This is a genomic window from Micromonospora sp. NBRC 110009 (assembly GCF_030518795.1).
GTDB lineage: Bacteria > Actinomycetota > Actinomycetes > Mycobacteriales > Micromonosporaceae > Micromonospora.
In genome coordinates this window covers 1143250-1169430 of record NZ_CP130427.1, presented here as the reverse complement: position 1 = coordinate 1169430, position 26181 = coordinate 1143250, and the positions used below count along the sequence as shown (strand labels likewise).

Annotated in this window: 18 protein-coding genes; 11 read left to right on the top strand and 7 right to left on the bottom strand. The window is 68.1% G+C overall.

Going from position 1 to position 26181, the window contains the following annotated elements; genetic code table 11:
* Positions 1–72 precede the first annotated feature (72 nt).
* The 3 genes from Q2K19_RS05480 to Q2K19_RS05470 are packed head-to-tail and all read right to left on the bottom strand — an operon-like array spanning position 73 to position 1681.
* A complete protein-coding gene (locus Q2K19_RS05480) occupies positions 73–1038 on the bottom strand; it encodes an NAD(P)-dependent alcohol dehydrogenase (protein WP_302768133.1) in 966 nt (321 codons plus the stop codon).
* Positions 1035–1259, bottom strand: coding sequence for a helix-turn-helix transcriptional regulator (locus tag Q2K19_RS05475; RefSeq protein WP_368046126.1), 225 nt, complete (start codon positions 1257–1259; stop codon positions 1035–1037). The genes Q2K19_RS05480 and Q2K19_RS05475 overlap by 4 nt, the downstream gene beginning before the upstream one ends.
* Complete coding sequence (locus Q2K19_RS05470) at positions 1253–1681, bottom strand: hypothetical protein (protein ID WP_302768132.1); 429 nt, start codon at positions 1679–1681, stop codon at positions 1253–1255. The genes Q2K19_RS05475 and Q2K19_RS05470 overlap by 7 nt, the downstream gene beginning before the upstream one ends.
* 116 nt (positions 1682–1797) lie before the next feature.
* On the opposite strand from Q2K19_RS05470, the gene Q2K19_RS05465 reads away from it, so the two are divergent.
* The 4 genes from Q2K19_RS05465 to Q2K19_RS05450 all read left to right on the top strand — a co-directional run bounded on the left by Q2K19_RS05465 (position 1798) and on the right by Q2K19_RS05450 (position 5098).
* On the top strand, positions 1798–3045 hold the full coding sequence (locus Q2K19_RS05465; protein ID WP_302768131.1) for an RNA polymerase sigma factor: 1248 nt from the start codon (positions 1798–1800) through the stop codon (positions 3043–3045).
* A gap of 77 nt (positions 3046–3122) precedes the next feature.
* On the top strand, positions 3123–3773 hold the full coding sequence (locus Q2K19_RS05460) for a DUF998 domain-containing protein (RefSeq protein ID WP_302768130.1): 651 nt from the start codon (positions 3123–3125) through the stop codon (positions 3771–3773).
* 1 nt (position 3774) lies between these two features.
* On the top strand, positions 3775–4146 hold the full coding sequence (locus Q2K19_RS05455; protein WP_302768129.1) for a YciI family protein: 372 nt from the start codon (positions 3775–3777) through the stop codon (positions 4144–4146).
* 109 nt (positions 4147–4255) lie between these two features.
* Positions 4256–5098 (top strand): PPOX class F420-dependent oxidoreductase, encoded by an 843-nt coding sequence (locus Q2K19_RS05450; protein WP_302768128.1) that lies wholly within the window; start codon positions 4256–4258, stop codon positions 5096–5098.
* A gap of 56 nt (positions 5099–5154) precedes the next feature.
* Here the strand turns inward: Q2K19_RS05450 and Q2K19_RS05445 are convergent, their stop codons facing one another.
* The 3 genes from Q2K19_RS05445 to Q2K19_RS05435 form a co-directional block, all read right to left on the bottom strand.
* Complete coding sequence (locus Q2K19_RS05445; RefSeq protein ID WP_302768127.1) at positions 5155–5769, bottom strand: TMEM175 family protein; 615 nt, start codon at positions 5767–5769, stop codon at positions 5155–5157.
* Positions 5770–6190: 421 nt separating this feature from the next.
* Positions 6191–6613: a hypothetical protein gene (locus tag Q2K19_RS05440; protein WP_302768126.1), complete on the bottom strand. Its 423-nt coding sequence runs from the start codon at positions 6611–6613 to the stop codon at positions 6191–6193.
* A gap of 226 nt (positions 6614–6839) precedes the next feature.
* Entirely contained in the window at positions 6840–7193 is a 354-nt protein-coding gene (locus Q2K19_RS05435) for a nitroreductase/quinone reductase family protein (RefSeq protein ID WP_302768124.1), read from the bottom strand.
* 327 nt (positions 7194–7520) lie between these two features.
* Here Q2K19_RS05435 and Q2K19_RS05430 point away from each other — a divergent pair, with 327 nt between their 5' ends.
* The 7 genes from Q2K19_RS05430 to drmB all read left to right on the top strand — a co-directional run bounded on the left by Q2K19_RS05430 (position 7521) and on the right by drmB (position 25614).
* The gene (locus Q2K19_RS05430) at positions 7521–9674 is read left to right on the top strand and encodes an MMPL family transporter (RefSeq protein ID WP_302768122.1); all 2154 of its coding nucleotides are present in this window, start codon (positions 7521–7523) and stop codon (positions 9672–9674) included.
* A 134-nt stretch (positions 9675–9808) separates the two neighbouring features.
* Entirely contained in the window at positions 9809–11164 is a 1356-nt protein-coding gene (locus Q2K19_RS05425) for a hypothetical protein (protein WP_302768121.1), read from the top strand.
* A 205-nt stretch (positions 11165–11369) separates the two neighbouring features.
* Positions 11370–13775, top strand: coding sequence for a M14 family zinc carboxypeptidase (locus tag Q2K19_RS05420; protein ID WP_302768120.1), 2406 nt, complete (start codon positions 11370–11372; stop codon positions 13773–13775).
* Positions 13776–14431: 656 nt separating this feature from the next.
* Complete coding sequence (locus Q2K19_RS05415) at positions 14432–19138, top strand: DEAD/DEAH box helicase (protein ID WP_302772286.1); 4707 nt, start codon at positions 14432–14434, stop codon at positions 19136–19138.
* Positions 19135–20655: a nuclease-related domain-containing DEAD/DEAH box helicase gene (locus tag Q2K19_RS05410; RefSeq protein WP_302768119.1), complete on the top strand. Its 1521-nt coding sequence runs from the start codon at positions 19135–19137 to the stop codon at positions 20653–20655. The genes Q2K19_RS05415 and Q2K19_RS05410 overlap by 4 nt, the downstream gene beginning before the upstream one ends.
* The gene (locus tag Q2K19_RS05405; protein ID WP_302768118.1) at positions 20652–23825 is read left to right on the top strand and encodes a helicase-related protein; all 3174 of its coding nucleotides are present in this window, start codon (positions 20652–20654) and stop codon (positions 23823–23825) included. Before Q2K19_RS05410 ends, Q2K19_RS05405 begins: the two co-directional genes overlap by 4 nt.
* Positions 23806–25614 carry a DUF1998 domain-containing protein gene (gene drmB / locus Q2K19_RS05400; protein WP_302768116.1) on the top strand — a complete coding sequence of 603 codons (1809 nt, stop codon included), beginning with the start codon at positions 23806–23808 and terminating at the stop codon, positions 25612–25614. The genes Q2K19_RS05405 and drmB overlap by 20 nt, the downstream gene beginning before the upstream one ends.
* Positions 25615–25651: 37 nt before the next feature.
* Here the strand turns inward: drmB and Q2K19_RS05395 are convergent, their stop codons facing one another.
* Positions 25652–26107: a very short patch repair endonuclease gene (locus tag Q2K19_RS05395; protein ID WP_302772284.1), complete on the bottom strand. Its 456-nt coding sequence runs from the start codon at positions 26105–26107 to the stop codon at positions 25652–25654.
* Positions 26108–26181: the final 74 nt, after the last annotated feature.

Genomic DNA, 26181 nt, shown 5'->3' with positions numbered 1-26181 from the left:
ATGACCGCGCCAGGCTACGAGCGGGCTACGACAGTTCCCCTCCGTCGCAGTGTTCCGCGTACCAAATGCCCGTCAGCTGGCGATGACCACTTTGCCGCTGGTGTGCCCGGCCTTGACGTGCCGGATCGCCGCCGCTGCCTCGGTGAGCGGGAAGGTGCGCTCGACCACCGGGCGGACCTGCCCGGCCTCGATGTGCTCGGTCAGCGCCGCGAGGTTGGCCGTGCTCTGCGTCGCCACCAGCGGCACGAGTCGCTGGCCGACGAACGGGGAGAGCGCCAGCGCCCGCAGTTGACGGTCGAAGCCCTGCAGCCACCGGCCGTCGCGGGCCTCCCCGCCGACCAGCACGAGGGTCCCCTTCGGCGGGATGATCCGGCGCAACCGGGACAGCGGCCGGTTGCCCGCGGTGTCGATGACGACGTCGTACCGCTGGTCGGGCAGGTCGTGGCGGGTGTAGTCGACCACGTCGTGCGCGCCGAGGGCGCGGACCAGATCGAGCTTGGTCGGCCCGCAGAGTCCGGTGACGTGGGCGCCAGCAGCGCGGGCGAGCTGCACGGCGTAGGAGCCGACGCCGCCCCCGGCGCCGATGACGAGGACGCGGTGGCCGGGGCGTACCCGGGCGGCGTCGCGGACGGCGGTGAGCGCGGTCTGCCCGGAGATGGGTACGGCCGCGGCCTCGGCGAAGGTGGGGCCGGCCGGTTTCGGGGCGAGGCGGCCGGCGGGCGCGACCGCGTACTCGGCGAAGCTGCCGGTGCCGGTGCCGTAGACCTCGTCGCCGCGGGTGAAGGTGGTGACGCCGGGCCCGACGGCGGTGACCACGCCGGCCAGGTCCATGCCGGGCACGCGGTGGCGGGGGCGGCGCAGTCCGTAGCCGAGGCGGACCGCGTAGGGCAGGCCGGTCATCACATGCCAGATGCCGGGGTCGACACCGGCCGCGCGTACCTCGACGAGCACCTGGCCGGTCCCCGGGGTGGGGGTCTCGACGTCGGTCAGGCGCAGCCTGTCGGCCGGGCCGTACCGGTCCTGGACGATCGCTTTCACGAGCCCTCCTGCGGGTAGTGGAACACGTCGGTGAGCGGCACGCCGAAGACGGCGGCGATCTGGAACGCCATCTCCAGGGACGGCGAGTAGCGGCCCTGTTCGATGGCGATCACGGTCTGCCGGGTGACGCCGACCCGGCGGGCCAGCTCCGCCTGGGTCATCTCGTCGTGGGCGAAGCGCAGCGCCCGGATGGAGTTGGTGACGAGGGTGGGCCTCACCACGACTGGAAGCCCCGCCGGTAGGCGACGATCTTCGCGGCCGAGCCGACCGCCGCCGACAGGACGAAGCACAGGTAGATGACGTTGGCGATCCAGAACTGGTCCCAGTTCGCGAGCGCCATCGCCAGGGCGGCCACCCCTCCGAGGATCACGAAGGACTGCCCGATGTGGTCGCCGATCCGGTGGATCTCCCGGTCCCGCTGGTCCTTCTCGTTGGCGCCCTCCGGGGAGACGGCCGACACGGCGGTCTGCAGCACGATCGACGCGACGATCCCGGCGGCCACCGTCGCCAGCAAAGGGACCGCGTAGGGGACGTCCGTGAGCCGGTCACCGTCCGCGCGGCCGAGCACGATGATCACGTACGCCGCGTAGCCGGCGATCGCCACCAGCCCCATGATCCAGGCGCGCTTCTCCTCGAAGGCCACCGCATTCCTCCCGAGTAAAGAATTCTTGACACCATCGAGTGTCAAGCACGGCCGACACCATGTCAAGAATCCTTTACCTCCTTGAGAACGTCCGACCCGGCTGCTGTGATGAGCCCGTGGGCGAACCAGAGGCACGGCGCACCGTCGAGGCGGTGTGGCGGATCGAGGCCGGGCGGGTCGTCGCCGGCCTCGCGGCGATCGTCCGAGACGTCGGCCAGGCCGAGGAACTCGCCCAGGACGCCCTCGTGGCCGCCTTGGAGCAGTGGCCGCGCGACGGCGTACCGGCCAACCCCGGGGCGTGGCTGATGACCGTCGGCAAGCGCCGGGCCGTCGACATGCTGCGCCGCAGGCAGACCCAGCAGCGTACGCTCGCCGAGCTCGGCCGGGACCTCGACGAGCAGCACCTGCCCGACTTCGACGCCGCCGTCGAGGATCGGATCGAGGACGACCTGCTGCGGCTGATCTTCGTGGCCTGCCACCCGATCCTGTCGCCGATCTCCCGCGCCGCGCTCACCCTGCGGCTGCTCGGCGGCCTCACCACCGGGGAGATCGCCCGCGCTTTCCTCACCGCCGAGTCCACGGTCGGGCAGCGGATCACCCGCGCCAAGCAGACCCTCGCCACCGCCAAGATCCCGTTCGAGGTGCCCGGCCCGGCCGAGCGCGCCGAACGCCTCGACTCGGTCCTCGAAGTCGTCTACCTGCTCTTCAACGAGGGCTACTCGGCCACCGCCGGCGACGACTGGATGCGCCCCGCGCTCGCCCAGGAAGCGCTGCGCCTGGCCCGGCTGCTGCAGGGGCTGATGCCCGACGAGCCGGAGGTGCACGGCCTGGCCGCGCTGCTGGAGATCCAGGCGTCGCGCACCCGCGCCCGCACCGGCCCCGACGGCGAACCGATCCTCCTCAACGACCAGGACCGCGGCCGCTGGGACCAGTGGCTCATCCGCCGCGGCCTCGCCGCGCTCGACCGGGCCCGCAGCGACCACCCCGGCCCGTACGCCCTCCAGGCCGAGATCGCCGCCTGCCACGCGCGGGCGCGTACCCCGGAGGAGACGGACTGGCCGCGGATCGCGGCCCTCTACGCGGACCTCGCGCGGCTCGTGCCCACACCGGTGGTCGAGCTGAACCGGGCCGTCGCCGTCGCCCAGGCCGACGGCCCCGCCGCCGGCCTGGAACTGGCCCGGCAGCTCGAGTACGAGCCGGCGCTGGAGCACTACCACCTGCTGCCCAGCGTGCTCGGTGACCTGCTCGCCAAGCTCGGCCGCACCGAGGAGGCCCGCGCCGAGTTCGAGCGGGCTGCGTCGCTCACCGGCAACGCGCGGGAGCGGGCGCTGCTGCTCGACCGGGCCGCCGCCTGCGGCCCGTAAAAAATCTTGAAACCGGATGTCGGATCCCGGCCCGCCCGATCGACGCGTCAGTGAGAGCGACCGACGAGGAGATCGAGATGACCAGTACGACGCTGACGCGGGCCGGGACGACCCGGGGTGTCCCGACCCGCACCCTGCTCACCGCGGGGGCTGCCGCCGGGCCGCTGTTCCTGGGGCTGTCCTTCGCGCAGGTGCTCACCCGGGACGGCTTCGACCTGAGCCGGCAACCGCTCAGCCTGCTCGCCCTCGGCGAGCACGGCTGGATCCAGATCGGCAACTTCGTACTCTCCGGGCTGCTGGCCCTCGCCGGCGCCGCCGGCCTCCGGCGGGCACTGCGCGGCGGCCCGGCCGGGACGTGGGGGCCGGCGCTGGTGGCGGTCCTCGGCGCCGGCCTGATCATCGCCGGGGTGCTGCGGGCCGACCCCAGCATGGGCTGGCCCGCTGGCGCCCCCGACGGGGCACCCGAGACGATGAGCTGGCACTCCGTCGGCCACGGCGTCGGTGCGATGCTCTCCTTCGGGTCGCTCACCATCGCCAGCCTGGTCTTCGCCCGCCGGTTCGGACGTGTCGGAGCGCTCTTGTCGGTCTTCGTCGTCGTGGCGACGGTCGTCGTCATGGCCTGGCCCGATCAGGACAGCATCAGCGTCCGGATGGCCGTCGGCTCGACCCTGATCTTCGGTTGGCTCACCGCGGTTTCCCTGCACACCCTTACCGAGAGGAACCACTGAGATGCGCTACATGATGATGCACAAGCTGGACGAGGCCGTCCCCGGCAACTTCGAGCCCACGCCGGAGTTCATGAAGACGATGGGCGCCTACATGGAGGAGGTGGTCAAGGCCGGCATCCTGGTCGCCGCCGAGGGGCTCTGCAAGAGCGGCGAGGAGTCGGCGCGGATCACCGCCAGCAAGGGCAAGACCACCGTCACCGACGGCCCGTTCACCGAGACCAAGGAACTCATCGCCGGGTTCGGCCTGGTCGAGGTGCGGTCGAAGGAGGAGGCGGTCGAGTGGGCCAAGCGGTTCGTCGACATCTTCACCCAGCACGGGATCGACGTCGAGGTCGACGTCCGCCGGGTCAGCGAGGGCCCGCACGAGGGCTGAGGCAGGAGGGCAGGCGAGGACGCCGGCGCGCCACGCGCCGGCGTCCCACCTGCGGGGCCCGGGCCCTGGCTTCCTGTCACAGGCGGCGCCGGTGGCCCGTCATGACGGCATGAGAAACATGGTGCGGGTCGTGGCCGCGCTGCTCGGTGCGGTGGCGGTCGTGGTCGGGGTGTGGGCGCTGACGCGCCCGCAGTCGTTCAGCTCCGCGGTGGCGTTCCCGCCGCACGAGCACTTCGTGCACGACATCGGGGCGTTCCAGCTCGGCATCGGGGTGACCCTGCTGCTGGCGCTGATCTGGGCCGACGCCCTGGCGGTCGCCCTGGCCGGATACGTCGTCGGCGGGGCGGCGCACACGGTGGTGCACGTGCTCGACACGGACCTCGGTGGCGGCGCGGGGCAGACCTGGGTGATCGGGTTGACCGCGGCGCTCGCCCTGGCCGCCCTGGTCGTGCGGCTGCGGCAGTTCGGGTGGGTGGTCGGCTACGTCGACGCCACCCCGTCGGCAGCATGGGCGCCGCTGCTGCGCCAGAAGACGGTCCTGCTGACCACGTACAAGCGGGACGGGACGGGCGTGCCGACGGCGGTGAGCGTCGCCGTGGTCGGGGAGCGGGCGTACGTGCGCAGCTTCGAGAAGGCGTGGAAGACCAGGCGGCTGCGCAACAACCCCCGGGTGACGGTGGCGCCGTCGACGACGCTGGGGAAGCCGACCGGGGCCACCGTCGAGGCGGAGGCGCGGCGGTTGACCGGGGCGGAGTACCGGGCGGCCAGCCGCGCGCTGGCCCGGAAGCATCCGATGCTGCACGGGGTGCTCGTGCCGTTGATGCACCGGCTCGGGCGGGCCAGGACCGGCCGTACGGTCCATTTCGAGTTGACCCCGGTGGCGCCGACCCGCGCGGCGACCCCAGGAACTGCCTCGCTGCACCGCAAGCCTGGACAGCGGAGCCGGGCGTAGGACACCGCCTCGTCGAAGGCGCGGTCGTGGCGGATCCGGCGAGCGGAGAAGGCCGGTCATCCCTGGGCCTCGTGCTCGCGGATCACCCGGTCGATGCGCCTGTCGGGGACGACCCACAAGATCGCCACGATGACGAAGCACGCCAGGGCAATCCCCACTCCGACATGCCCGCTCCGGTCGATGACCAGGGCGCTGAGGATCCCGGCGAGGTAGAACACCGGGGAGACCTTGCCCTTGATGTCGGTGCCGACGGCCCGCCGCAGCGCCGACTCCGGTCCCTGCTGCCGAATGATCACGGTCTGGAGCACGAAGTATGCGATGGCCGCGCCGAGCAGGTTCAGACCGTAGATGACGACCGGGGTTGGCTCAAACCTCGAGTCGTCCATCCAGGCGGTCGTGAACGGGAACAGCGAGAGGCAGAACAGCAACGCCAGGTTCGCCCACAGCACCCCGCCCCTGACCTGCCGTACCAGATGGAACATGTGGTGGTGGTTGTTCCAGTAGATGCCCACGTAGACGAAGCTGAGGAGATAGGTCAGCAGCCCGATGCCGGTCGCGTGGATGAGGTCGGAGAACTCGTGGCCCTCCGGCACCCTCAGCTCGAGCACCATGATCGTGATGATGATGGCAAGCACGCCATCACTGAACGCCTCCAGCCGACTGGTCCGCACCGCGCCACCGCCCTTCTCCCTCCGGCACGCAGCCGGGAACCGCCACCTGCTCGGGGACAAGCACACCAGACGCCGCGCCGAGGCGGGGGCCGGGTAGCGGTGGCATCGGCCGTGCGCGTCGAGCTGAAGTCGATAGGTGGATGCGGGTGCAACCATGACCGGCAGGGAAGAGCATCGAGGTCGTGGAGATGACGACCAGACGCGGTCTGCTGGCCTCGATCGCCGCCGTGGCCCTGATCGGCGGGTGCGGGCCGGTCGGGGGCAGCCCGGCCGGCGACGACCTCGACGGGCTGCGCCAGCAGGCGCATGCCGCCTTGGCCCGCTACGACCAGGCGGTACGCGAGGCGGGCGGCGGCGCCCGGTTCGTGCCGGTGGGCGAGCTGACCCGGCAGCTCGGTGACTGGGAGCTGGCGAACGGGGTCTACAAGGAGAGCCTGGCGGCCGGCCGGATCGAGGCCACCGTGGCGCTGCCCGCGCCGCCGACGTCGGCCGGGAGCCTCGTCTGGGCCGACGGCACCAGGCAGCCCGTACCGGTGATCTCGGCGGACGAGGCGTTGGCGCAGCTCCGCGCGGCCGGGACCGGCGACTGCGTCGACTGCGCGCCGCTGAAGGTCACCGCCGCCCGCCTGACCACGATGACCCTGTCGACCACCCGCGGCGCCGCGACCGCCCCGGCGTGGGAATACACCCTCGACGGGACCGCGGTGCGGCTGGTCCGGCTGGCGGCCTCGGCCGCGGTCCGGGTGGCGCCGCCGCCCTGGGACGACGAGCACCCGCACGGCGGGCTGCCGGTCGAGTCAGCGACCACGACGACCACCGGACAGGAGTTGACCGTCACCTTCACCGGCGTCCCCCGACCCGCGCAGCCGGCCGTGCGGTGCCGACTACACCACCGAGCCGGTCGAGTCGGACCTGGCCGTCGTCGTGATCGTCATCGAACAACGGCACGCCGAGAACGAGTCGTGCGGGGACGTCGGGGCGCGGCGCACCGCCACCGTCGAGCTGGCGCGACCGTTGGGGGAGCGGGCGGTCCTCGAGGTGCAGCAGGGCCTGCCGGTCCCGCTGACGAATCACCCGAGCGGGACCTGGACGGCCACGTCCCGCCTGGGGTAGAACGCCTCCACCTGGTCCGCCCCGTACTTGTCGCGGAACATCGCCACGACGTGGCTGACCCGGTCCGCGTCGGTGATCGCGGTGGCGCTGGAGCTCAACGCCGTGCCGTTCGCGGCCAACTGGATCATCGGGGTCCGCCGGACGTTCTTGTACCACTCGCTGTTCGAGCCGGTCACCGGGACCAGGAAGACGCTGTCCTCCTCCTGCACGAACCACACCGGGTGCGATATCTGCCGTCCGCTTTTGCGCCCGGTCACGGTGATCTCGACCTCGCGGACGCCCTGCAGCGCGTCCCTGATCGCGTTGCCCACGATGCCCTCCTTCGACACCCTCACGTGCTCCCACCGGCCAGGCTATGGACGTTCGCGCCGCCAGGGTGCCGGTTCGGAAACCCGTCAGCAGATCGATGGCGCGGCCAGCGACGGCTCGATCACGAGCGACATGGAGATCCACAGCACGCGAACCGCGCCCTGACCACCCGCCGGCTCCACCGCCCGGCCGCGCGGCGTCCGAAAAGGATTGCCAGCCGAAGGTAGGATGCACGGCGGGTAGCGAAGGCTGTCGGAAGAGTGACTGGCGGGGCCCCTGCACGCACTCCGGGCTCCGATCGTCGGAAGTGCCGAACACGCGGGGGAAACATGTTCGAGCGGCTGGCCAGATTCGTCGTAGCTAGAGCGTGGTGGGTGATCGGTGGCTGGCTGCTCGCGGCCGCCGCCATCATCCTCACCACACCGTCGCTGAGCGACATCACCTCCGCCGACCAGGAAAGCTTCCTGCCCCACTCCTACGAGTCCGTGCAGGCCACTGAGCTTGGCCAGAAGGCGTTCCCGCAGCAGGCCACCGCGACGGCGATCGTCGTGGTCAAGCGTGCCGACGGGCAGCCGCTCACGTCGGCGGACGAGGCGAAGGTGGGCCAGCTCGCCCAGTCGCTCAAGGGCAGGAACATCCCGCACACGTCCGGTTACCTGACCGGCCCGCCGGCGGTGGCGCCGGACAAGTCGGTGCAGGTGGTCAACGTCGGGCTCGACGCCCCTGCCCCGGACGACCCGGCGCTGCTCGACGCCGTACGCGATCTGCGGGCGGCCATCGGCCCGGAGCTGGCGGGCAGCGGGCTGACCGCGGGCGTGGCCGGCGACGTGGCGAGCTTCGTCGACAACGAGGACACCTTCAACAAGGCCTTCTCCGTGGTCGGCATCGCGACGATCATCCTGATCATCGGACTGATCCTGATCATCTTCCGCAGTCCCATCGCCGCGCTGCTGCCGGTGGTGGTCATCGGCGTCGTCCTGACCATCACGACCGGGCTCGTCGCTGCCGCGGGTAAGGCATTCGATCTCAGCGTCAGCCAGGATCTGCAGACGATCCTGCTGATCGTGCTGTTCGGCATCGGCACTGACTACATCCTGTTCCTGCTCTTCCGCTACCGGGAGCGGCTGCGCGCGGGGGACGACAAGCGCACCGCGATGATCGTCTCCGTCCAGCGGGTCGGCGAGGTCATCACCTCCGCCGCCGGAGCGGTCATCGTCGCGTTCCTCGTGCTCCTCCTCGCCTCCCTGGGCTTCTTCGGCTCGCTCGGCCCGGCGCTCGCGATCGCCGTCGCCGTCATGCTGGTCACCTCACTCACGCTCATCCCGGCGCTCGTCTCGCTGCTCGGCCGGTACGTCTTTTGGCCGTCCAAGGCGTGGCAGCGTGCCCCCAAGGCCACCATGGCGCACCGTCTCGGGACCGCCATCGGACGCCGGCCGGCGCTCGTCGCGGCGGCGTCCGGCGCCCTGCTGGTCGCGCTCGCCGCGGGCTCCCTGGCCTACAAGGCCGACTACGACTTCAGCGCCGGCTTCCCACAGGACACCGAGTCGGCGAAGGCCGCGAAGGACCTGCAGCGCGGGTTCGCCGCCGGTGCGCTCGCCCCCACCGAGGTCTACCTGACCACCAGCAATGGGTCGCCGCTGACCGACCAGCAGGTCAACGACTTCGCGGCGGCCGCGGCGAAGGCCCCGGGAGTGGGCCGGGCGCAGCCGCCGGAGCGCAGCAGCGATCCGAGCGTGGCCCGGGTCAACCTGCTGCTCAACGAGAACCCGGTCTCCAACGAGGCGATCACGCTCGTCCGTGAGGACCTGCGCGACGCCGTGCACGCGGCGGCTCCGCCCGGCACCCGGGCCCTGGTCGGCGGAAGCACCGCGATCTTCGCGGACATCAACTCGGCCAACAACCGTGACCTGTCGGTGATCCTGCCCGTGGCGGCCGGCCTGATCGCGCTCATCCTCGCGCTGCTGCTGCGCAGCCTCGTCGCGCCGATCTACCTGGTGATCGCGGTGCTGCTCAACTTCGCCGCCACGCTGGGCGCGACCGTCTACCTCTTCCAAGGGCTGCAGGGCAAGCCCGGCATCACCTTCCAGCTGCCGATCATCCTCTACCTCTTCGTGGTGGCGATCGGCACCGACTACAACATCCTGATGATCGCCCGGCTGCGGGAGGAGGCACGGGAGGGCAACGAGCCGCACCAGGCGGCCGCCATCGGCGTGGAGCATGCCGGCCCGACGGTCGCGGCGGCGGGCCTGATCCTGGCCGGGACGTTCGGGGTGCTGATGCTCGCACCGATCTCGTTCCTGCAACAGATGGGCTTCGCGGTGGCGATCGGCATCGTGCTGTCGGCGTTCGTCATGTCGATGTTCTTCGTCCCCGCGCTGACCGCGCTGATCGGACACAAGGCGTGGTGGCCCGGGCACGGCGACGAGCGGCCGGTCAGCGGCCCACACACCCCGCCGGAGCCGGCGATCCCGGCGAAGGCGTAGGCGCAGCCACCGGGGAATGACGGACCGCCTCCGCGGGTACGCGAACAGTGACCGATCCGGTCCACTGAGGAGGTGGGGACATGCCCCGGGCGGGCCTGAGGAGCTCCGCACCACGTCATGCCGCACCTTCGCCGGTGACGGAGCCGGACGAGACCGGTTCGGGCTGGCGGGCCCGGTGGGCGACACGCGAGAACAAGCGGCGCCAGCGCGCCTACGAGGACGCCGTCGAGGCCTGGTCCCTGCGGGGGATCCGGCTGCTCCGCCTGCGAGCCGCGGCCGAGCAGCCGCTGGCCGGGTCGCCGGACCGTCTGCCGGTGGCCCTGGCCGACGGCGAGATCGTCGTCGCCGTGCAGCCGAAGGCGGAACTGGTGGAGGTCCGGGCCGGCCGCCATGCCGACCTGCCCACACCCGAACTCGCCATGGTGCCGGTCCGCCGGAAGAAGCGCGGCCGCCGACTGCCGCACGGCCTCCGGGTGGCCGACGTCGGGACCGCCCTGGTCACCGATCGCCGCGTCATCCTCCTCGGCCGCAAGGAGGATCGCGAGTTGGCGTTCCCGCTGCTGAGCGGCCTCGCGCACTACCCGACGGCGCCCGTCACGCTGCTGCACACCGCCGACGGTCGGCCGCTGACCGGCCTCCGGGTTCCCGGGGACGACGCGGCCCGCTTCCGGCTGGGGCTGACCATGGCGTACGCGGATTTCCTCGGTCAGCGCCCGACCGTCCTCGCCCGGCTCGACCGGGCGGTGGCCGCGAACCGGCGGTCGCTGCCGCCGGTGCCGGTGGCGGCGACAGCGGAGCAGGCGCCGGCGAGCGCCCGCCTCGCCCGCCCCGCGATGATTGCCGCCGCCGTCGCACTCCTCGCCCTGCCGGCGTACGCCATGATGGGCGACCCGCGCGACGCCTTCGACGGCGGTGTCGCCGACGCGCCGCTGCGCAGCCCACTGCCGGAACCCGGCACCGGGACGGGGTCCGGTGACGCCGCCACCACTTCTCCACCCGGTGGCGCCCCCACCACCGCGTCGGCGGCACCCAGGACGACTGTTCCCGGCGGGGCCGCCGGTGCGCCGACCCCCCATCCGGTCGACCCCGGCGCGCCGCGTCGGTCGACCTCGACTCCCCGCCCCGTCCCGCGGCCCACGCCACCACCGAATGCCGGACCGGGCCCGGGTCGCCCGACCGATGCCGGACCGGGCCCGGTAAGCCCGACCCCGGCGCCGCCGACCGCCTCCGGGGGCCAGCCGACGCCGATACCGGCGGACCGGTGCGGGGCGCCGGAGAATCCGTACGGCTACAACTACTGCGGCGGCGACCTCGTCCAGGAGCCGGCCGCCGGCGTGTGCAGCTACTTCACCTGCGTCGACGGCTTCTGGGCGGGCAAGGGCTACCTGATCGTGTGCGATGACGGGCGCATCGGCATGGTCGGCGGCCCCACCGGCCGGTGCCCGGAGCGCGCCGGCCGGAAGGACCCGGTGTACGCCACCCTTGATTAGCCGGTCACGCGCTCCAAGAAGACGAGCTGCGACCGGGACCAACGTCCACCCTGCGGTCATCGATCTTGACTGACGGTGAGACGGCGATCACACTTTGCGAAGCTGCGGCAGCCGAGGCCGTCCCCTCGACTGCGCGGCCGGCAGGATCGCCTCGCCCGGAAGGACTCTCATGAGGAGTACAAGAAGATCCCACGGACCGCGCCGCTTGTTGGCCCTGCTCGCGCTACCGCTGGCCCTCGCCGTCAGCGCACCCGGCGTCGCGAATCCGACGTCGGACAGCGCCGTGATCCCCGACCGATCGTCGACCGGCGAACAGCACGGCGTCGGCCTGATGCGCATCGTCGTCGCCGACAAGTCGGGCATCGACCGCCTCAACGACCTCGGCGTCGACCTTGCCGAGTACACCAAGCCGGTCGACAACGGCATCGAGGTGCACGCGATCCTCAGCCCGGAGGAGAGCCAGGCGCTGCGGGACCAGGGCTTCGACGTGCAGGACGCCATCTCCGACCAGAGCGACTACGCGCAGAACATGGCCGAACGGTCCGCCGCCATCCGGGCCGCGACCGCCGCCACGGCCAGCACCGACACCCTGACCGTGCTGCGGTCCGAATGGTTCTCCAGCCTCGACAACCAGCTCTTCCTCAACATCGAGGTGAAGTCGAGCGCCGGCACCGATTCGACGACCGTGCTGACGGCGAGCTGGGACAGCGGGCCCGGCACGGAGATCGGCTCCGGCGGCACCGCCACCATGTCCCGCTTCACCGACGCCGGCCAGTACATGTACCACCGATTCAGCAACCCGGTCCCCATCACCGCCGCACCGGCCAGGGCCACCATCACCAGCAACAAGGGTGGCTCGGCCACGGTCGACGTCGCGAAATGGCTGGGCAGCCCGCGCAAGGTCACCGGCGACCACCCGTACGTCTCGGACTTCGTCGACCACTACATGGACCCGACCGAGGTCACCGCCCGGTTCACCGGGCTTGCCGCGGCGTTCCCGAAGCTGACCGAGCTGATCGACCTGCCGTACAAGACCAACGGCTACCGGCGCAAGGCGCAGGCGCAGTTCGGCACCGCCCAGGCGAGCATCGTCTACGTCACCTCGACCGCGTACGGCTCCGAGGGCGGCAACGACATCAGCATGTCGCTGGTCAACCCGGGCACGGCCAACGCCCCGCTGACGGTGAGCGTGTCCGGCAAGGCGGTCACGGTGAGCCTGGCCACCAACGGCTCCGGCGCGATCACCAGCACGGCGGCGCAGGTCGTCGCCGCGGTCAACGGCAACGCCGACGCGGCCAAGCTGCTCACCGCCAGCACGTACCGAGGCAACGCCGGCACCGGCGTGGTGACCGCGGCCGCGGTGACCACCCTGACCGACAACCTCAAGGCCCCGGCGAGCGTGTCCCGCGAGCCGTTCCAGATGAAGGCACTGCGGATCGGCAAGCACCGCGACGGCTCGAAGGTCGGCGTCTTCCTCTACTGCCAGGAGCACGCCCGGGAGTGGGTGACCCCACTGGTCTGCGTCGAGTCGGCCGAGCGGCTGCTGCGCAACTACGCGCAGGACCCGAACACCCGCAAGATCGTCGACGACCTGGACATCTTCATCCTGCCGGTCGTCAATCCGGACGGCGCGCACTACAGCATGTACGACTTCAACATGCAGCGGCGGAACATGACCAACTACTGCCCGGCGGCCAACGCCGACCCGGGCCGCCGCAACGCCTGGGGCGTGGACCTCAACCGGAACTTCTCGGTCGGTTCCGTCTTCGACGGCTACGTCGGCGCGTCGGCGACCAACTGCACCAGCGACACCTTCGCCGGCCCGAGCGAGCTGTCCGAGCCGGAGGCGCGCAACGAGGTCTGGCTGGTCGACCACTTCCCGAACATCAAGCTCTCGATGAACACCCACTCCTACGGCGGGTACTTCATGTGGCCACCGGGCGCGTACAAGGCCGAGGGGCGCGAGGTGCTGCCGCGGGTGGACCAGGGCACCGAGGCGTACTTCTGGACCTCCTCGGACTACATCCTCTCCCGCGTCCAGGAATACCGGGGCACGGCGATCTGGCCGGGCCGCACCGGACCGGTGACCGACGTGCTGTACTCGGCGGCCGGCAACAGCGCCGACGAGCACTGGTACAACCGGGGCATCATCGGCTGGGACTTCGAAGTCGGCGCCGACATCTACAACCCGACGACCGGGCGGTTCAGCGCGGTCGGCTTCCAGCCGCCGTTCGCCGAGGGGCATGAGGAGGCGATGGAGTTCGCCAACGGCAACATCGCCATCCTCGAGGTGGCCCGGGCGTACGCGACGGACAAGATCCAGCCGCAGACTTCGCTGAAGGTTGTCAAGCAGGAGGCGGGGGCGACGGCGTTCACGTTCAGCACGAGTGAGCCGGCGAATGTGTACTACACGCTTGATGGGAGCCGGCCGACCTACAGCTCGGCGAAGCTGGCGCTGGCTGGGATGCGCGAGGGGGTCCAGAGCATCACGGTGAACAGCGACACGACCGTGAACTGGTTCTCGATCGACATTGCCGGCAACGTGGAGAGCAACTACAAGCCGGACGGTGAGGGCAGCAACTACAACAAGCAGAAGGTGGGCGTCCGGTAGGCAATGCACCGCTTGAACGTTGGTGGCCGCCGACCGCGGGTCGGCGGCCACCAGTCTCTGGGAGGCCGGTACTGAGTGGCGGACGTCGGGCGGTGCAACGTTCCCGCCAGCAACTGCCGCTCCAATGCTTCTCATCACCGAGGCGTCCGCTTGCAGTGCCTTTGCCCGAGCTGGGGGTATGGGCCCATACGAAATGTCCGATCTCGGACAGAGGCCGCCTGCATCGCTGGGACGAATCCAATGCCCCGGCGGCTTCCTGCATCTCAGAGCGCGGGCCGTTGCGGCGATAGTTGCCAGGAAGCAACATCAACTGCGTAGGTAATTGACAGCGCAAGAAGGCCAGCTCGAGCAACCTGATCGGCTGAGTACCTGGGGTCCCGCTGGGAGGACTCCTGCCGTAAGGTCCAGGAACGCCTTGTGGGGAGGTGGGTGTCGATGCTTGTTGGGCTGGTATTGCTGCCCGCGGTTGAAGTGGACCTGGCTGTCGGTCCCTTGCCGGCAGATGTGCGCTTCGGCAAGGGCCGAGGTGCGGTCGGCTCGCCGGTGGGGTCCGGCAAGCGTGGAGTAGGAGGCACCAGCACAAAGGGCGTGCCTGTGTCTGAGCCTGGTCGCAGCCCTGCGGAGACCTTGTATGCGAGGAGAGTTCACCGGTGACGATGACGCGGCAGGTCTGGACGCCGGACGCAGGCCTTACTCAAGAGGTGAAGGATCAATTCGACAGGGCCATCGCCTCCTACCGGGCGAACCCGAATCTCATCTCCGAGCACGCGAACCACGAGGAATCCATCCGGGTCGGCGGGTATGCCAATCGGACACTCCTGGAGCTCGTCCAGAATGCCGCTGACGCTATGTCGGGGATCAGCGGAGACCAAGGAGAATTCGCTGGTCGGGTCGAAATCGTCCTAGACATGGAGAACCAGAGCCTCTACTGTGCCAATCTGGGACGTCCGTTCTCGAAGAACGGCCTCACGGCGATCACGCATGCGCACCTCAGCGGTAAGCGAGGCGATGAGATCGGACGGTTCGGACTCGGGTTCAAGTCGGTCCTCGCTGTTTCGGACGCTCCGCAGGTCTTCAGTCGCTCGGTTTCGTTCGAATTCAACTCGCCCACAGCCCAGGCCGAGATCGCCAAGATCGGATCCATCGCGAAACGCTATCCGGCCCTTCGCACCCCAACCATCGTCGACCCGGTCACCGCGTTCGCCGACGACCCCATTCTTGCGGAACTGGCTGAGTGGGCAACCACCATCGTCAAACTTCCGCGGGCATCCAATCTCAAGCGGCTTCGCGGAGAGATCGAGAAGTTCTCCTCTGAATTCCTCCTCTTCGTCAGTGCCGTACGGAAGGTCAAGCTCAGGGTGCTCGCCGCCGACGGATTTGAGACGAGTCACGTGTCTCGCGATTTGGGTGGTGGCGTACTCAAGATCGAGCGCCCTGATGGCTCGGGCGACGAGTGGATCGTCGAAAATCGGATGCACGCTCCGTCCCTGGAGGCGCGGAAGCAGGTCGGGGAAGCCGTTTCACGTGTGGAAGTCAAGGTTGCCGTCGCGATTCCCAAGCGACACGCGAGGCTGCGCATCGGGCGGTTCTGGTCGTACTTCCCCCTCCAGGATCAGACCTCCGCGTCCGCTCTCTTCAACGCTCCATGGAGCGTGAACGACGACAGGACGACGCTGCTGCGGAACGACTACAACCGAGAGATACTCCGGACGCTCTCGGAGATGTTTGTCGGCATGCTGCCGCGGGTGAGTACGCTCGATGACCCCGCGGCCCACCTCGACTACATGCCAGCGCGAGGCAAGGAGGCGTTATCGTTCGGCGACGAGCTGCTCTGCGCGCACGTGCCGCAGATGTCAGCGAGCCACGAGCTCGTCCCCGATGGCACGGGTGCCCTGACGCGCACCACGGAGCTGCGTCCCCTGGATTTCGCCATCGCAATCGATGAGAGCATCCATCATGCATGGATTCTTTCTCCGAACACTGGGGATGACGTTCCCCATTGGCGTTGTTATACCTCGCTGCAGCGATTCACCCGCCTGCGGCAGTTGTTCGCGGCCGCGGCTCCTCGCAGCCCCATCGATGGCGACGACAGGGACACGAAGCGTGCGCTGGAGGCGTTGCCGAAGCGAGGTCTTCTCTCCTGGCTACGTGAGTGGGCCGAAGGTACCGATGCTTTGTCCGCTGTGCACGCTTTCAAATTCGTGTGCGGCCACAGAAATCTGCCTGATATAGATCAGGCCAAGGTGATCCCGACCACCGATGGCATGCATGCGCTGATTGACAAGAACGTCATCTTCCTCCACCAGGAGGAAGGCATCGAGATCGACGGGGCGGTCTTCGTTTCGTCCGACTTTTTGGCGCAGCCGAGCGTGGAAGCCCGTCTCAGGGAAGTTGGATTTCGGGACCTGGATCCGGTCGCGATCCTCAACGCGCGCCTTGCGCGCCTCTCGGATGCGTCGGCGGGCGACGAAGAGCTTTCCAAGGTTTGGGACGCTGTTCTCGAAGTGCGTGCCGATGTAGCGGTACAGAAGTTGGCAAGTCACTCGGCCACCGTCAAGGTCCCGACGCGTGACGGTGGGTGGGCATGGCCTCGTCAGGTCTTCGATCTCGGCGAGTCCTTGGGCGATGGGTTCGCATCGAAGACATTGGACCGCAAGCGTTGCCTGCCCGATGTGGCGCACCGGTTAGGTGTCGTTCGAGGGCCCGTTAAGGACTATTCCGCGGAGGACGAGCCATCTCTCGCGCAGTACCGGGAGTGGGTCCTGGAGACACTCAATTCGAGGCGGGGCCCTGGCGAGCGCTCGATCGAGCACGTCGAGCTCTTTCCCGGCAAGGGCCCCGGCCCGTTCTCCATGCTGTTCATGCTGCGTGACGCCGAAGCATCGGACCAGGTGCGAGAGTTTTGGACGGTCGGGTTGCTCACCGCCGGCGACTCCGACTGGACCTGCGAGGATCTCGACACGGGCACGACCCATCACGTCCGGTCGCCGGTTCGCTGGGCTGCGGAACGTGCCGGTGTGGTGCGGTCGAACCGAGGGTTTCGCCCGCCCTCCGGAGTCGTCGCTCCGTCGCTTGTCAAGTACGAGCAATTCCTCCCCCTGTTTCGCGGGCCGGGGCAGGCTGCCGACGCCTTGGAGCTCCCGGATGAACTCGACGCGGTACCCGTTCCCGTGCTCAAGGAAGCGCTCGAAGCCGAATTGTTCCCGCGGGACATCTCCGACGCCGTGCTCGTCGAGTTCATCGCGGCGGCGTGCCGCGTCGCCTACCCGAGTGCTCAACCTCCGAGCATCCCGGCGCGGGTGAAGCGCGCGATCGAGGGGCGTTCGCCCGCGTCGGTCTACCTCGCTACGACGGGCGAGCAGGCGGAATTTCTCTCGTCACGCCAGCGCCCATATCTGCGAGTCACGGACGATCAGGCGAACGAACTTGTGGAGTCGGTGGGTTGCCGCCGGTTCGAGGACAGCTTTGCGTTCTCGATGCTGATCGAGGGACTTCAGGAGAGCGAAAGGGTCGTCGACGTCTTCACTGGGTTACGTGGCACGCATGTCGCCGACAAGGTGAACAACGCGACGGTCGCTCGGGCAATCCAGATCATCAAGAGGGTCACCACAGAGGACGGTGTCGAGGATCAGTCGCTCGACTTGCATCTCGACGGGCTGAGCCTCGTGGTGCGGAGCGATACGGATGAGCGCCAGCTACTCCGCTACGTCAATGAGGCCTTCGATTTGCGTCTCACGAACGCAGAGCTTGAGGGAGTCCTGAAGACGGGTCTCGACCGCCGCCTGGAAATGCTTCGTCAGGAGGCCAGAGCAGCCTCGACCGGTGCCGAGCGACTCGATGTCTACTTCGGCCCGGACGACCTGCGTGATGCGTTACCCAAGGGGCTATGGCAGGCACTCGAAGCGCAAGGGCTGGTCGACGACGAGACCTCCGTCGCGGACCTCTTCCTCACGGTTTATGGCACTGACTCGATCCGGCTGCTCGCCGACCTGTTCCGGCAGGAAGGGTTCACTGACGTTCCGACGACATGGGCAGGCGGCGCAGCGACTATCTCCTGGTTGCGGAAGATGGGATTTGCGGCCGAGTACGCCGGCCGTCGCAACCAGCACCAGGCCGACGAGTTCGTCGTCCCCGGCGCCATCAAGCTCAACCCCCTTCACACGTTCCAGCAGAAAATCAGTCGGCAGCTGCGAGATGTACTCACGCTTCGTGAGGCGAACGGACGTCACCTCAAAGCGATGGTGGAACTGCCAACCGGTGCGGGCAAGACACGTGTCGCGACGGAGACCGTGCTCAGGCTCTTTATTGAGGGGAGCCTCAGCGGCCCGGTCCTGTGGATCGCGCAGTCGCAGGAGCTCTGTGAGCAGGCCGTGCAGACCTGGAGCACCGTCTGGCGAGGGCTGGGGGACGAGCGCCCGCTGACGATCGGGCGCCTGTGGGAGAGCAACACGGTGCACAAGCCGGACACGGAGTTCAGCGTCGTCGTCGCGACGGACGCCAAGCTCGATGCCGTCCTGGGCAGCCCCGAGTACGAGTGGCTGAGCGATCCGTCAGCGGTCATCGTCGATGAAGGGCACCGCGCGGGTGGTTCGGAGCGGTATACGCGGATCTTGAATTGGCTCGGCGTGGCCGGCCGCGGCTGGGAACGCCCTCTGGTCGGGCTTTCCGCGACGCCCTTCAAGGGGACGTCCGAGTCAGCGACTGCGGCGCTTGCGAGCCGGTTCGGCAACAGGAAGCTCGACGCCTTCCAGGGCAACGCGTACAAGCAGCTCGCAGAGCTCGGAGTGCTTGCGCGAGTCCAGCACGAGGTGTTGCCGGGTATCGAGGTCGTCCTCCAGCCGGATGAGATCGCCGAAGCCACGACGCAGCGAAGGATCAGCAAGAGCGTTCTCGACCGCATCGGCCGGAACCAGGCCCGCATGTCGATCCTCGTCAACCACATCATGAGCTTGGACGTGAACTGGCCGGTGCTGGTGTTCACACCGAACGTCCTTTCGGCCCAGGTGCTCGCCGCGACGCTGCGGTATCGCGGCATCGAGGCCGCCGCCGTGAGCGGACAAACCGGTAGGCAGGAGCGCCGCGACGTCATCGAGCGATTCAAGAGCGGCGAGATTAGCGTCCTTGCGAATTGCGACCTGCTGATCCAGGGATTCGATGCCCCGGGCGTCCGCGCCCTCTACATCGCTCGCCCGACCTTCAGCCCGAACGCCTACATCCAGATGGCCGGACGTGGCCTGCGCGGCCCTGAAAATGGCGGGAAGGCCGAGTGTCTCATCGTTGATATGGCGGACAACTTTGGAGACGTCAACGAGCTGCTTGGGTATCGAGAGTACGAAGACCTCTGGCAGGAGCAGCGCGCGTGATCCTTGTTCCCGACCTGAAGGACATCGAGAGGAACGCTGGCAGCGACGCCGAGCGCAGGATCGCCCGATTGCTGCACAGGATCGACGCCGACCCAGACGCGGTCGCCTTCCACTCGGTTAAATTGCGCTCCCACGCCTACAAGCAGCAGGCCGAGGCGGATTTCGTCGTCCTGTGGAAAAAGATCGTCATTCTTGTCGAGGCCAAGGGTGGCGGGGTCAGGAAGTATGAGGGCGCCTGGTACAGCATCGACCGACGTGGCGACTGGCACAAGCTGGCTGAATCGCCGATGGAACAGGCAAGGTCCGCAATGTACGCGTTGCGGGACATCCTCAATGAGGAGGGCGTCGGCTGGTTTGCGCACGAGGCCGTCGTCATAACACCTGACATCGACACTCCTCCGCCCGCGCTCGAATGGCAGCCGACTCACTGGCTGGCGAGGGACGACATGACCGTCATGAGAATGACCGGCGCGCTCGATGCGATAGCGGTCGCTGCCCGGAAGCCGCCGTCCGGCCAGAAGATCGCAAGGCCCGGCGACCTGCGGGCCCGTCTGTTCGGAGAGTTCACGCGTATGCCCGTGATCGATGCACAGCGTGGAGCAGTTATCGAGGAGCAGAACCGGGCCACGGCTGGCCAAGGCAGGGTCCTCGCCTCGCTGGCGCGCAACCCTAGGGTGATGGTGTTCGGCGGCGCCGGCACGGGCAAGTCACTTGTTTTGCTGGAGGGGGCGAAGCAGGACGCGGATCGGGGCAGGTCGGTCCTGATCACCTTCCGTTCGCCGGAGCTCATGCGCTTCTTCGCAACGTACGTGGCCGATCGTGGCATCGACCTTCTCCCGTTCGACCAACTGAAGCCAGCCAAGGTCTATGACGCCGTGTTCGTCGACGAAGCTCAGGACCTGATGACCGCTGAGGTGATGGACCGGCTCGACACGGTCGTCGCGGGCGGACGCGCCGCGGGGCGGTGGCGGATGTTCCTCGACACGAACAACCAGGCACACGTGGACGGTGGCTTCGACGAGGAGGTCTTCGAGCTCGTTTCGGCCGAGGCGCTCTCGGTCGACCTGGACCTCAACGTCCGGAACACTCGGGCGATCGTGCACATGATTCAGGAGTACCTGGGCGCGGACGTCGGAGACCCGGGCATCGTTCATGGGGAGAAGGTCCAGTGGCACACGCCCGACGGGGATCCTGACATCGGCGCGGCCGAGTCCGTCGCGAGGGGGTTGGCGGCCGACGGCGTCCGTAGGGAGGACATCTGGATCATCAGCACGACCTCCGGTGCAGCACCCACCGTAACGAGCCACGGGTTCACCGTCACGAGCCCGAGGTATGCAAAGGGCCTCGAAGCGGAGCACGTCGTCGTCTGCGACCTGCCCTCGTCCTACGACCAGGCCGGGACCGCGGCCTTCTATGTCGCCGTGACGCGGGCTCGCGTGTCGTTGCACATCGTCGCCTCCAAGGCCGACAAGAAACGCCTTCAGGAACTTGCCCGGCAGCGGTTGGTGACGAAGTGACCAGGACCAAGGCGCAGGAGATCGCGTTGAAGCATCTTCGAGCGGCGTACGTCGGACCGGACGGTGATGACGACGAGGTCGTCCTCAACATGCCGGACCGTCAGTACGCCGTAGGGATGTTGTTCCCGTCCGCGTCCTCGGCGCCGAAGCCCGAGGACTCCGAAGGGACGGAGGCCGAAGCCGATGTGGTGTCAGGAGACGTTGAGGAGGACGGTGCGGGCGTGCCGCTCGCCGAGGACTGGCGTCCCTCGTCGGCCGCCATCTCCTTCATCACGGACCGGACGACTGTGTCGTGCGACTTCTCGGGGGGAACCTATCGGCCGGTCGCAGACGATGGTCCACCGCGTTGGCAACGCAGCCCGTTCCGGTTTGAAGGAGTCGCACTCTCCCGAGAGCTGCCCCTGCACCAGCTCAGCGCCGGGGACGTCCCGATCGAGATCGGATCGAGATGGCGTCCCTACGGTGATGCCTATCTCGTGACGGTGCATGTCCGAGTGTTGTCAAAGTCGATGGGCGACGACCGGCGCGACATCGGCCTGATGCTCTTCCAGGTCTCGCTCGGCGTGGCGCCCGCGCCCGGCGGACAGATCTTCGAGTACGACATCTCACCTTCTTTCGACATGGACGCCGAGTCAGCGGAGCTGCGCCTCCGCTACCGCGACAAGAAGGTGTACGCGGTCGGGCACGGCATGGCAGCCGACTGGGAACTCACCGATGGCGAGTGCGCCCGAGTCTTCCTCGAACCGGTGCCGGCGTTCGTCGTCGCCGCGGTCGAGACCACCGGGTTCAAATCCGACTCCGTCGAGGCCGATGCGCTGCGCCTCGACAACCTGTCCCGGATCGACACGCAACCCGACGAGATCGCGTCGATGCTCGACGCGTTCGTCGAGGCCTTCTCGGCCTGGGTCTCCGAGCAGCAGGATCGCGTCGACGGCTTCGGGCACCGGGCAGCGGTAGCGCAATCGATCACCGACCGAGCACGTACTGCCGCGCAGCGCATGGCAGCCGGTGTCGACCTGCTGCGTGCCCCTGAACAGGATTCGCTGAGAGCCGCCTTCGCGCTCGGCATGACGGCGATGCGAATGCAGATCCGCCAGACCGCGATCAAAGCCGGCAAGGATCCAGCCGAGCTGGAGGAACCCCGATGGCGTCCGTTCCAGCTCGGCTTCCTGCTGGTGGCGCTTGCATCGACGGTTGACGAGAAGCACGATGATCGGGAGCTGGTCGATCTGATCTGGTTCCCTACGGGCGGTGGAAAAACTGAGGCGTACCTCGGTCTGGCGGCGATCGAGATCTTCCGTCGCCGGATCGCCTACGGCGTCGCGGGCGGCGGGACCGCGGTGATCACCCGCTACACGCTCCGTCTGCTGACGTCCCAGCAATTTCAGCGTGCGGCGTCGCTAGTCTGCGCGATGGAGCTGCTCCGACGCGAGGATCCGCGGGCGAAGGGCATGGCGCCGTTCTCCATCGGTCTCTGGGTCGGCAACGAGGTCACGCCCGGCACGAGGAAGGAAGCGAAGGCCGCTCTCGAACGCCTGCACAAGGCTGCAAGGCCCGAGGAAGCGAACCAGTTCCAGGTCGAAAGCTGTCCGTGGTGCGATGCCGCGCTTCTGCCCGATGCCAGGTCCGCCGACCTGAATCGGTACGGACTGCGCGCCGTCGGCCACGACGTCGTCATCCACTGCACTCGTGCGAGCTGCCCGTTTCATAGGGAACTTCCCGTGACGGTCGTCGACGACGTCCTCTACGAGGAGCCGCCGACGATCCTTCTCGCGACGGTCGACAAGTTCGCACGTCTCCAGTTCAAGCCGCAGGCGGGCAGCCTGCTCGGCCTCAATACGACGTTCCGTCAGCCGTCGATGATCATCCAGGATGAGCTGCATTTGTTGTCGGGGCCGCTCGGGACGACGGTCGCCGTCTTCGACGCCGTGATCCAGATGCTCCTGAGCAGGGATGGTGCGGTTCCCAAGATCGTCGCCTCGACAGCAACGATCCGTGCCTCGGACGAACAGGTGCAGGGGCTGTACGGGCGAAGCGTCGCGCTGTACCCGCCGGCGGGCCTCGACGGAGATCGAACCTTCTTCTCGCGCCCCGTCGAGAGCGGCGAGGGTCGGCTGTACGTCGGACTAATGCCGCAATCCCTATCGCAAGTGTCCGCGGTCATCGCCGCGACCACGCCTCTGATCGAGATTCCTGAGGTGCTGGCCAGGGACCCCGATCCGGGTGCGACGCGGGACTCCTATTGGACTGCGGTGATGTATCACAACAGCCTCCGCGAGCTCGGCCGTACGGGAACTCTGGTGGTCGACGACGTGAACGGGCGCCTTGAGCCGCGGTCGGATCGGTTGGGCCTGCCGTTGCGTAGTGTCCGCGCCGACCGTGTCCTGGAGCTCACCAGCCGGCGAGGCCCGGAGGAACTCCCCAAAGACCTGCGTGAACTTGGTCGAAGCGCCGATCGAACCGACCAAGCGATCGATGTGGTTCTTTCCTCGAACATGTTGTCAGTCGGCATCGACATCCCTCGCCTGGCCCTGATGCTGATGGTCGGTCAGCCGAAGACGACCGCCGAGTACATTCAGGCCACCAGCCGCGTCGGCCGTGGCAAGAACAACGGCATCGTCACGACGTTGTTCAGGTCGAACCGAGCGCGCGACCGGTCACACTTCGAGACCTTCCGGGGCTACCACGAGGCGCTCTACCGCAACGTCGAACCGACGAGTGTCACCCCATGGTCGTTGGCCTCCCGTGCGCGGTCGTTGGCGGGCGCCCTTGTGGCGCTGCTTCGGCACTCCGTCCCGGCTCTTGCTGCGAACGATGCGGCGTCGCGCCTTGATCTTGACGACAGTCGGATGAGCATGACGATCGAGAGGCTCGCCGCGGCGTTCGTCGAACTGGTGAGCCGTTCGGAGCGAATCGAGGCAGAAGACACAGAGGAAGAGGTGTGGCGGCTCCTGCGCGATTGGGATCGTCGCGCAAAGCTCGCGCGGGAGGCAGGAGCTACGTTGCCTTACGACCGCCGGAAGGCAGACGAAGAAGCGCTGTTGAAGCGGTTCGGTCAGAGCGGGGAGGGATGGCTGGTCGCCGACTCGATGCGGTCGGTCGAGCCGAATGTCGCCGTTCAGGTACGTGAGCCGATGGAAGGAGGCGGCCATGGAGCGGATCTTGCATGATCTTCGCCTCTCCGAGACGGTCACGCCGTTCGGTGCGGGGGCCATCGTCGATGTGCTCGGGCAGTCTCTGATAGCACCCGACACGTCGTGGTGGGATCTCAAGTTCGCCCCTGAGATCAGCTGCGACAGACTCCTCGCGCGCCTGGGCCCCGGGGTCCTTCGGCAAGCGCCTGCTCACTCGGGCCGTCCGTCCAAGGACACCGCACATCTTTTCTACTGGCGCTTCCCGGCCTGGCGGTTCTGCGAGCGGTGCACAAAACTCTCGCAGATGACCGCCAGGAGCAAAGGCCGTTGGATCAACCGCTGCGACTGCGGTGGGGCCCTCGTGCCGATGCGATACGTCGCCATCTGCGAGAAGGGCAGCCACATCCAGGACATTCCCTGGTTCAAGTGGGCGCACCGGGGCAGCGACGCAGACGTCACCGAGGCTGTGCGGTTCTGCAGGGCGTACAAGGAACTGAAATTCGTACGCTCGTCCCAGCACGGTGAAGGCTTGGCGTCGCTCCGTGTCGTCTGCAACGGGTGCAAAAGATCCCGCCCCCTCTCCACGCTCGTGAGCAAGGAGTCGCTGCACCGCGACGGCATCCGATGCGAAGGCACCCAGCCTTGGGAGGATCCGAAGCCCGGCAACGTCTGCAATCACCATCTCATCGCCGTTCAACGTGGCGCCACCGGCAACTACATAGCCGAGCGCCTCTCGGCACTCGACATCCCAGAGGAGCGCCCGCAGTCCGCAGAGAAAGCGGACAAGATCCGGAACCACACCTACTTCGAAAAGGTGGTCTCGGACAACGGTGGTCCCCAGGCAGAGATGGTGGCCCAATGGATCGCAGATGAGCTCGGGGTGACGGCGGAGGATGTCCTCGCCCTCGCAGCCGGAGGTGACGACTCCGCGGAGGCTCCGCGCCTCGACCTGAAGGACGGCGAGTGGGCGGCTTTCCTCAAGAAGCTCGAAGGTGGCAGGGACCACAGCGCCAGCGACTTCGTCGTCGACGGATGGAAGGTGCCCACCGACGCGGTATGGCCCTCGGCGCTGACGAGTCGACTCGTCAGCGTTGGCCAGGTGCACCGCGTCCGTGAGGTTCGAGCGTTTTGTGGCTTTCGACGTAATAGCGCTGACGCCGATTTCATTCCTGCGGACCTCGGTCCCAACCGGAAGCGAAGGCCGGTATACCCAGCCATCGAGCTGTTCGGCGAAGGGATCTTCCTTCGGTTCGACGAGGACCGGTTGACCGAGTGGGAGAACTTACCCGAAGTCCGTGCGAGGGCCGGCATCCTGATAGAGCGGCGGAACTCCAGTCAGTGGACTCACCGGTTGGACGTGCCTGAGCCGCGCTTCGTCGCGTTGCACACGATCGCTCACCTACTCATCCGCAGGCTCGCGTTTGCGAGCGGCTACTCGTCAGCGTCTCTTCAAGAGCGCATCTACGCCCACTCTGATCGACCGGACCGGACTGCGGGGATCTTGATCTATACGGCTGCCGGGGATGCGCAGGGAACGCTCGGCGGACTCGTTCGGCTCGGTGAGCCGGACAAGATCCTCCCGCTGCTGTTGGCTGCTTTGAGCGATGCGGATGTCTGCTCGAACGACCCAGTGTGCATCGAAAGCGACCGTCAAGGCTCGTCGCAGCTCAACCTGTCGGCGTGCCACGGATGTGCGCTCGTGAGCGAGACGTCGTGTGAGACAGCTAATCGTCTGCTGGACCGTCAGCTCGTTCTCGGCGGAAGCAACGTTCCTGGGCTCCTCGACCACGTGCTCGATCAGGTTCGGCGCGGGACGGGTGCGTGATTGGTGGGCGTGCACGTGGGCGGAGGGGACAGCGGGATCAGATGGACCGATCCGTCGGACGTGTTCGATCGCTGCCAGGCGACGGGTCGGCGGCGGCGTCGGGGGTGGGAGCCCACAACTTTCGCATGCTCCTCACCGTGTCAACGAGGCGGGTCGCGGCTTCGTCCGCCGGTTCGTGCTCCCAGATCCGGATCACGGTCCAGCCCGCGTCCTCGAGTTGCCTGGTGGTCTCCTGGTCCCGCTCGCGGTTCTTCAAGATCTTGGCCTCCCACCAAGCCGCGTTGGCTTTCGGCCAGGTCGCATGCTGGGGGCAGCCGTGCCAAAAGCACCCGTCAACGAACACGGCCAACTTGATACGGGTGAAGGCGATGTCGATGGTCCGCCGACGCAAGCCTGCGACCGGCACACATATTCGATACCTGAGCCCTGCCCTGTGCAGGGCACGACGGATAGCGAGCTCCGGCTCTGTGTCCTTCCGGCGCTGTCGCTGCATGCGACCGCTGACGCCGGTCGAACTTGCTGGGGGACGTTCGGGCACGCCACCACGGTAGAGATGCCCTCGAAGCA